This is a genomic window from Calyptranema fuscum S582 (assembly GCF_055793305.1).
In genome coordinates this window covers 1-8,512 of sequence record NZ_JBSLYH010000101.1, presented here as the reverse complement: position 1 = coordinate 8,512, position 8,512 = coordinate 1, and the positions used below count along the sequence as shown (strand labels likewise).

Below are 8,512 nucleotides of genomic sequence, written 5' to 3'. Positions count from 1 at the left end.
ATGGGTTGTTCCAGGAAAATACTGTCTTCTATATTATGTGCATTTAAGCCGACTTGATATAACATCGTTAGAATGACCTTTAAAGGTATGTAAAAGTTTGCCAGAACCAGTGTTCCAAAGGCGTATAGTTTTATCTTTCGACGAAGAGGCTAACATCTGACCGTCTGGTGACCAAGCAATGCAGTAAATCCTTCTTGAATGCCCTCGCAGGATCTGCTGTAGGGTAAGTCCGGGCACTGGCGATTCACCTACGCGCACGTCGTGCTCAGGTTCGGGGTCGTAGTTGGGCAGTCCGGGGAGGGATGGGGGCATGACGGGAGATTGTTAGAGCGGTGTTCTAGATAAGCCAGGCTGTGTTGTCGCTGGACTATCCACATCTGGCTGTTCTATCTGGCTCAATTTTGAGCGAGATGGAAGAAAACGTCCACTCAACACGTTAAACAACACCTGCTGCAAATGCGGTCATTTGTAAGGGCGTTTTTTTGCCGTGACACAAGCGCCAAGTTGATCGCGTATCGCCCCAACCCACCCCTAACGCGACCGCGCCGCCATTCAATCAGCTATAAGGAATGGCAAAAACGTCGCAATCACAGACAGTATCAGGGCGATCGCAGATCTCATCGAATCGATTCATTCCATTGCTTAATCCATTGCTTCGTGCCTCTCCTTGTGAGCACTCCTCCATCTGTAAAAGCCCAGATACTACGTCTATGCTGAAGGCTATAGCTGATGTAGTGGAGCGATCGCGTAGCGCTTCAGAAAGAGAATTACGCCCATAGCTCATACAGCAAGTTAAACAGTAGCTTTTGCTCCGAAGTCCAATCAACGACAGTATCACTCCCCAAGCCCAAAATCTGAAAATCACAAACCCTTTCTGCTGATCTACTCATAACGTGTGAACCATGCTAGTGGAAGGGCACGAGAACCTAAGGTTTCACACTCCACAATAGCCTTTTGCGCATGAATGGTTTTCACTGTCCAAATTGCCTTTAGTTCACTAACCGGACGGCTATTGCCCTCACCAGTCAAGACAACGCGATCGCCAACCTGAAGCACACGAGCAGTAACTGGGTAACAAACTCCCTTAGATTCTATACCAGGAGCACCTTTCGGGTTAGTAACAATGCTAGTAACATCAGGTAACAGGCTTACTGGAAATCCATCAGAATCCTTGCTGCTGCTAGATCCAGTTGCATCGCAGTTTTTAGTAACAACAGCATTAGTCTCATGAAGGCTGCTATTGTCATCTAGCTCAAATGTTTGATTTTTGGAAGTTGTAGAATTGCTGTTACCCACTGTTACTAGCTTGTTACCATCATTGTTACCAGGGTCAGAATCTAGCAATATGGGGGTTTGAGAACGATTGTTATCTAAGTCTCCACCCTCTCCCTTAATACAAATCGCATATTCCCTGCCAGCTTTACCATTGTCGATCGCATAACCCAAATCAACAACTTGCTGCATGAATGTTCTAGCAGCCTCAGCCTTAGGTTTTGGCTTACTGGGCCACCAGTGGGTAACATTCCTGGCTGTAATCCATCCCATGTCCCTAAATCGTTCGATGAACCGAACAATTATGGAGGTGTCATCATACAACACTATTCCCGCATCAGCATAGATAAGCCGAGTTTGCCCGATTGACCATTTAGTAAAGGCGATCGCAGCTTCTAGTAAATCAGCAGGAACAATGCGGCTTGGTGATTTACCTTCAACAACAGCGTTGATGCAATGAGCAACAAGTGCTACTCTGGCAGCTCTCTCCTTACTTTTTGGATAAACTGCTCTGAGAGCTGGGTTAGGTTCATTCACTTTATGTTGCTCGCAGAAGATATGCCAATCTCGCCAAATGGCTCGACCTCGTTGATCAAACTGATAGGTTTCAGGAGCCAAGTTCTCCAAGCCTTGGTAAAGGCTTTGCAGTACTTTAGAAAGATTACAACCTGCTTCGTCATCCGGAGGCGGCATTTCAGTAAGTGGTAACGGAATCCAAATAAATCTAGCCCAGAAGCCATCAACCTCAGCTAAGTCGCTCATTAATTTCTGCAGTACACAAGGTTGAATCGTTCCTGCCAGACTGATAGAAGTTTTGGCTATGGAGATTCGCTTTCCTACCTTGCGGTTAACCTTGAGCGCTCCGCCATTATAAGCAGACAAAAACTTTTGGCGATCACTGCCTCTGCCCCCAGAACGATACTGATTGAAGCTATTAAAGAAGCCTGCAAACTCATCGACCGGAATTACAATACCTCGCCCAGGCTGTTTGCTTAAGCCATCCGCGATCGCCTCCAATGTTGTATCTACCAAATAGTACTCGCGCTGAGCGGGTGGAGTGGGTTTACTGCCTCGTTCTTCCCTAGCGCTCTTTTGCCAGTCTTCCAATTCATCTTCATATTGCTCATTCTGCAGAGTGTGAATTTCATCCTCTTGAGCCTGCATCTCTTGCATAGGGTTGAGCAAGGTGTCAAAAACTGGCGATTTGTTCGTTCCAGACTCACCCACAAGCCCTGACCAAAGGATGGGGGAGCAACGATAGTCTGAAGCTGCACTAATCTCCAATTGAGTACCAAGCCTTAGCAAAGAAGCTGCAAGTGGTAGCAAAATCCCTATGAACGATTCCAGAGGGACGTTGAACTGTTTTGCCCGATGCATTAATAAAGCTGTTAAACGAGGAGAGAGCAACGTTTGAACTGGAGCAGCTTCCTCCGTCAACTTGACTAATGACTGAACTTCTTGCGCTAACTCCTCAGAATCTTCGTCCAAATCTTCCAAGGATTGGCTACTACTGCCTTGAATAACAGTTGGTGCAGGGCGATCGCTTCTATCTCCCTTAAACGCTGACTGCCAACCGTTTTGTTTCGCCATCAAGCCTAATGTTCCCAATGTAATCGCGCCATTAGAGTCGAAAGACTCCCATTTCTTCTCGCAAGCTCCTGGTTCATAATTAGCAGCTCCCCGGCTCCAGTTATCCCAAGCAGCCAACAGGTCTTCATCTACCGAACGCAGTGCCATGCCAACGCGAAGCCACGTATCGTAGTCTTCGGTCACAGGAATAGCAGACAAATAGGAAATTGCCCAATCCCGCTCAGTCCAAGTTCGCAGATATGAGTGATACCCAGATTTCACTTGAGCAGGCACTTGGGAAGGAGTATCATGCAACATTTGCTCAATGATCCAATCTGGAACCTCTGCCACCTCACATTCCTGAGGGGACTGACCTGGCAACCAACAGTAAGAGCCAGTAGTTGGATGGTATCCCGCTACGACAGACTGGCTCCCGTCCCAACGAAACTCCAATTGTTCCGGTTTACCATCCTCCCCTTGAGTTTCAGTAGCCAGTTTCTTAGTCGAGATTGCACCCCAAAACTGCTCAGGAATACGGTAGATTAACTGATAACGCCCCGTTCGACGCGACGTAACAGCAACTGTTTTGGGCAGTGCTTCTGCTACGGCTTGATCCGAAAGCCTTTCAATAAGAGAGTCGCAGCTTTCGCCATCATGATCAACAAATAGCAGACCACCTGACGGTGCTCCACACAAAACTCCAATTGCAGCCCACCAAGTAACTGGTGGATGAAAAATTTCCCCCTTCTTGGACTTCAGTGAAAGCGATTCAAATTTTCCAATTCGAATTGCTAGTTCAAAGTCTGATTGATTCAAGGATATGGTTGTCCAATCCCGTCCTAAGGGTGCTTTTTTGTCGCCTACAGCAACCAATGCCCATGATTCAGGCAATGATTTCACCTCTTCGAGAAGTTGCTGAGGTGTAATTTTGGAATTACTGCTAGGATAATTGCCAGAAAATGTTTTTTCAGAGCGATCGCTGCTTGCAACGGCGATCGTTTTTGTGTCGATTTCATTCATTTTAGTTTTCTCCGCGATCACTGGTGAGGATCCTCGAAACTCTGAGTTACTGCTTACTGAACATTGCGAGAAGACGTTGGCGGTCTTCCATTGGTAACTGCTGGATTTGCTGAGCAAGTTCTTCAATGGTGAGCGATCGACTGTCCAAGAGATTAGAAATAGGTTCTCCCATTGCTAACTTCAAAACCAATTCCTGAGCAGGAGCAACCTTTTCAAATTGAGGGCGGCGATCATACACTTCTATTTGCATTTTTGTGCTGTGATGCATGGCGTCCGCCAGGCTCTTCATCACCTCATCCGAAGCGCCATGCCGCTTTAAATAAGTGATAAGCATGTGCCGGATTAAGTGAGAGGTGGTGAGCTTGCCAGCCAGGCGGTAGGTAGCGCGTCTAATAATGCTGGAAAGATCAGATGCCTTCTTGTAAGGCTTGCCATTCTCCTTAGTGAAGACGAAATTGTGATTGGGAGAGAACACAGCGCGCCACTGATTTAACCAATCCTCAAGGTAAGAATAAAGAATATCGGGCACCATCAAAAACTGTTCACCGTAGGTCTTCCCCGTCTTGTAGTCCGTCCTCCTTAAGTGGATGTACCACTGTCTTTCTTAGCTTCAAAAACACTATTACGATCGAGGATGCCTTTAACAAGAGTTTTACCAACTTCTAACTCCCGTAGAGTTCGTTGTCGATCAGGCGGTATATAGGCTAGCAAAGCGAACAACAAATACCGTTGAACACTACGGGCAAGTGCTGTCTCTGAACGTTGCAACCCATAGCTATAAACAGGCTTACATTCCTGCTCTAAGTGATGAACACATGCAAGAAATTCAGGCCAATCTAACCATTTCAGTGATTCATCAGTAGCAGGAGGTGCATTTTTAGTACGCTCTTTTACGGTCTTGAGTTCTTGACGCAATGCGAGAATAACAGGAATGTCACCATAGTTCTTTGCCTTCAATGAATCGGTTTCCTCAAAATACTGAAACTTTGCAACAGTTAGAAAAGCTTCAACTACACCTTTTTCGGAAGAAGGATGGATCTGCCGCTCCTTCCGCAACCAATTCAAAACTTTTACAAGGGTTAGTTGAGTTTTTTCCGCTGCTTCAATTGCTGCCTGCTCAATAAGTCGAACCTCGTCATAGGTCTTGGCTTGACGCAAAGCTGTTTTGCAAGGGGCGAATTTAACTATATGATCCAGGCTCAACTCTTTAGCTGGAATCCTATTTGTCTTTTGTATTACTCCCAATACTCGATAAATGGCAGCTATGCGAGACATTCCAATATCGATACTGACCTTATTTCTGAAACAATTGATATTAGAGTAAGGATCAACCATGGAATCAAGCAGATTATCAAGCATGACTCGTAGCTCAGACGATATGTCTTCTGCGTCGAGTGCGTAAGATTCCTGACGATGGCGATTTGTAGTTTTAGGATACTGAGTCAACTTAAGTTGGCTTCGCAATTCCTTCAAAGCTTCAAGTGCCAGGTTCTTTGAACAATCATTTTTGGCATTCATAGTGAATAAACTCAGCAATATAGAAAAAGGCTTGTAGCGTAATCAGCAAAGTAGATTCTTTACCCCCAATGTTCGTCCTCATCCATTCAAGATATTCCTGAGCTAGGGCAACAACTGCTGCTGCTGCATTCGGCTCAGAGATAGATGCAACAGGCACAAGTTTAGTCAAGCTAAGGTCTTCTAAAGCAAAACCCTTGATTCGATATAACCAACCCCAAATTCCCAAAATCTCTCTGCGATATCGGATGCATGTACTATTGGTGAGGCAAAGTGTCCGTGAAGTATTTAAGTAGATAGAAAAACTATCCAACTCTTGTTTCATTCCCAATGAAATTTCTTCAGGCTTCAACTTATGCCAATGTTCAACTCTCTTTTTACAAATAATCATTTTTGGGGTTCTGCCTGTCGAAGAAGTTTCGATAGATTGTTTCCACCAATCCTGTGACTTCCCCCAGTCCAGCATTTTCTTCAATGCTGAGCGGTAAACCCTTCGGCTTGCAGGAGAAACGCGATCGCCAAACTTATTAAAAACTTGTTCCTGTGCGTCCAGGAAATGGACAACCTGATAAATAGGAATTTGCTCCATAAATTTCAATCCTTCAATCGTTTCCAAAGATGACAGGTTGCCACTCAACTTGAGAGAAAAGCCATATTCAGGCAAGGCGTAACGCAGCAAACTAGTTTTTGCTTTAGCAATGAGTGAATCTGCTTTTTTCTCCTCAAAACTGGACTTCAAATAAGCCTCATATTGAAGATAAAAATCGGATAAACTGATTACTTTTCTAAGATCTAGAATTTTCACAAAAGAGCGCCTTCTTTTTCTAAAATTATTACCAAAAAATGAGGGTATTCAATGTCATTCAAAGGGGACTTTATTACCATAGAATGAAGCTTTTCCCATGCTATGGCTGTGGTAATTTTTATACATAACTTTGTGAAACGAATGCTTGAAAACATTTGTACAAAAGGAGTTGAAGGATTGCAGTTCTTAGAAGGTGTAATAAAGAGTGAAATAAAGCCTTATTACATATTTTCCTGATTAAGAGCTAATCTCATTCGCAAAAGCTTGTTAGCTCTTATCGAACAAAAGGACAGATTGATCAGGATATTTTGAGTCTAAATAAAGCTAGATTGATACTTTGTTACTATGGTTAAATCCGCTGTAGAAAAATTCCAGCACTACTTATTTTTCAAGCTAAAAATGATTAAGCCACGAGCAACCTGCTCAACAAATTCTGATCGTGAAAGCTGCACAGATTTTGCCATTTCGTCAAGCTTGGTGATCGCTGTACGAGTCAAAGCTAGACAGACAGAGACTTTCACCTCTGAATACATCTCTGGTCTACCTCTGGTGCTTTTAATACCCTTCTTGGCCACTGTGATTAGTCTCCAAAGATTGTTTGAATATGATGCTTTAGGAAGCATTACTTGCACTTTGTTTTCCCTTGGTAGGACAACAACAAAGCCTGGTAATTCTCGATCGCCTGATTGTGCAGTTCTGGAAAGTTTCGATTTTGCATCCAATCCAATACGAGAGGAACACAAAATCGAACTGTTCTTGCATTAAGAGCTACCCAATGGATGTTCTCTTTAAGCAATCCTTGTAAGCGATACCGCTTCAGAGTGTCTACTGATAGACCCGTTAAACGGGCCATTTCTCTCTTGTCTGCAAACAGGACTTGATTTGTCCCAGATGTTGAAACTGTTCGTGCCATTCGTAAAATCCCTACCAAAAAGCAAAAGACCGCCATGCGCTCTTGTCGCATTGGCGGTCTCCTGTTACGGCTAACCGATATGTTGAATATTCTTGGGGAGGAGCTAAAAGCAACCTCTATTCAGCGTTTCCGCTTGTTAACTATGAAAGCTTATTCGCAAAAGCTTCGTCAAGTCATTTTGGTGTTTTTTAGACAATTTGAGGCAGGAATAATATTTTCTGCTCACCCCCAACCTACAAAAGGTAGGACTGATAAGCGTTTCCTTCATAAGTGAAGAAATCTAAAGAAAGGATTTGTTTAAATGACCAGGAGTAGAACAAAGAACAGTATTTTTCAGGTAGTTGCTGGAATTTGTAAGCCAACGATGGGTTACGAAGTTCTTCAATCGACAGGTCTTAGTTGGGTAACCTTTAGCTTGTCGAGATAATGACGCTCAATCACTGCGACACTTGTATCGCACCATTGTGCAATCACGGCTGTTGGAGTGCCTTTAAGCAGTTGCTGAGTAATAAAAGTATCTCTACAAGAGTAAGGAGTTGTACCAGGTTTGATCGGATCTACTACGGATTTCCAAGCTCTGCGGTAGAAATTTCGGTAGTTTATGGAATCACCGTCAACTGAAGGAAACACAAGAGCATCCTTAGCTGGACTTGCTGGTCGAATGCTTAACAAAAGTTTCTGAGTAGCTCGGCTGACAGAGAAATCACGTGTTCGGTTATTTTTGCTTTTTTCACTGCGAACCCTGCGATTACCGATCTGCACCAATGAACCTGTGAAATAAACTGTCCCACAATCTGGGGAAATGGAACCCCAGGTCAATCCAACGGCTTCACTGGGTCTACAGCCTACTCTAAACAGAAACTCGACAAAAGATGCATAGTGCTGGTAGTTCATTCCTCGTCGCTGATCATTGCGGAACGCTTCGATAACTTTCTCCATCTCCTCCTGACTAAATGCATTGGGATGAGGATCAGTCATGTATCGAGGTTGGGGCATTTCACTTGCCATACCAACGTAGGGAGTAGACGCAATAATTTTATGTTTGCAGGCCCATTGGGTGGCTGCATTCAGATAAGTCAGGGCATCCCTGACTCGATCGACTGTGGTGACCTTCTCAAGACCTGCCTTAACTTGCATCGAATCTTCGATCGGCATGTCTCCCACTTTTGAGAAGAGCCGAGTGAAATTTTCATATTTCTCAATCGTTTTAGGCTTTAGCTGACGGCGCTTGCTCTCGAAGTACCCCTGCCAAATTGTCAGAACAGTGGGCATCGGGGTAATTGGGGTAACGGGCTCATCCGTAGCCAAGCTTGACTTAATTTTGTATCTCTCCAGATTATTAGCATCAAACTGCCCGTACTCAATATCCCTTTGGATCTCAAACGCTTTGTCTTGAGCTTGTTTGCGGTTGAAAGGGT

At 44.3% G+C, this 8,512-nt stretch carries 7 protein-coding genes; all 7 read right to left on the bottom strand.

What is annotated here, in order from left to right; all coding sequences use genetic code 11:
* Positions 1-33: 33 nt before the first annotated feature.
* Positions 34-312, bottom strand: a complete 279-nt coding sequence (locus tag ACR6Z4_RS31745) for a WD40 repeat domain-containing protein (RefSeq protein ID WP_479721323.1) — start codon at positions 310-312, stop codon at positions 34-36.
* A gap of 570 nt (positions 313-882) precedes the next feature.
* Positions 883-3,861, bottom strand: coding sequence for a DUF3987 domain-containing protein (locus ACR6Z4_RS31740; RefSeq protein ID WP_479721322.1), 2,979 nt, complete (start codon positions 3,859-3,861; stop codon positions 883-885).
* Between the two features lie 46 nt (positions 3,862-3,907).
* Positions 3,908-4,450 carry a site-specific integrase gene (locus tag ACR6Z4_RS31735; protein WP_479721324.1) on the bottom strand — a complete coding sequence of 181 codons (543 nt, stop codon included), beginning with the start codon at positions 4,448-4,450 and terminating at the stop codon, positions 3,908-3,910.
* On the bottom strand, positions 4,441-5,379 hold the full coding sequence (locus tag ACR6Z4_RS31730; RefSeq protein ID WP_479721321.1) for a hypothetical protein: 939 nt from the start codon (positions 5,377-5,379) through the stop codon (positions 4,441-4,443). Before ACR6Z4_RS31730 ends, ACR6Z4_RS31735 begins: the two co-directional genes overlap by 10 nt.
* Positions 5,363-6,181: a hypothetical protein gene (locus tag ACR6Z4_RS31725; RefSeq protein WP_479721320.1), complete on the bottom strand. Its 819-nt coding sequence runs from the start codon at positions 6,179-6,181 to the stop codon at positions 5,363-5,365. Before ACR6Z4_RS31725 ends, ACR6Z4_RS31730 begins: the two co-directional genes overlap by 17 nt.
* Before the next feature lie 377 nt (positions 6,182-6,558).
* Positions 6,559-6,903 carry a hypothetical protein gene (locus tag ACR6Z4_RS31720; RefSeq protein ID WP_479721319.1) on the bottom strand — a complete coding sequence of 115 codons (345 nt, stop codon included), beginning with the start codon at positions 6,901-6,903 and terminating at the stop codon, positions 6,559-6,561.
* Between the two features lie 572 nt (positions 6,904-7,475).
* The coding region (locus ACR6Z4_RS31715; RefSeq protein WP_479721318.1) for a tyrosine-type recombinase/integrase at positions 7,476-8,512 on the bottom strand (1,037 nt) is incomplete at its 5' end.